A 504-nucleotide genomic window follows, 5' to 3' on the forward strand; every position below is an offset into this window, starting at 1 on the left:
CCCGCCCACGGGTGCGACACGCGTATCCAGCAGGAGCTGTTCTCGTCCTTGCTGCAGTAGCGGTTCCACGGGAACGACACTTTCACCCGGCCGTATTCGTCGGTGTAGATCTCCTGGCCCTTCGGCCCCGTCACCGTCGCCGTGTCCGGGCCCATGGTCTGCGGCCGGGGTGTCAGCCGCTGGGCGCGGAACGGCTGGTCCGACGGATGCGTTTCGACCCGGATGCGCAGTACGTGGCTGCTCGATCCGCCCGTCGCCTCGTAGTCGTTGTCGCTGAACTGGTAGTGCGCCGCCACCACCAGGTATTCCCGGTTCTGGCTCGCGCTGGGGTGGCGCTCCAGGGTGAACAGGTAGCCCGGCGCCAGTCCCCGTGCCCTCCCCGTCGCCTGGCCGCGCAGGTGCGCGCTCTGCAGTTCCTCGACCCGCACCCGGGCGTAGGCCTCGCCCTCGCCCAGGTTGGTGTAGCCGCCGGGGTAGTCGAAGATTTCGTAGCTGCCGTGGGCG

Annotated in this window: 1 protein-coding gene; it reads right to left on the reverse strand. The window is 69.2% G+C overall.

Annotated elements, in window-relative coordinates; genetic code table 11:
- A partial coding sequence (gene tssI, locus N5D30_RS26100; protein ID WP_279911347.1) for a type VI secretion system tip protein TssI/VgrG occupies positions 1–504 on the reverse strand: 504 nt, incomplete at both ends.

The organism is Pseudomonas sp. GD03875 (assembly GCF_029840585.1).
Classification (GTDB): Bacteria; Pseudomonadota; Gammaproteobacteria; order Pseudomonadales; family Pseudomonadaceae; genus Aquipseudomonas; species Aquipseudomonas paralcaligenes.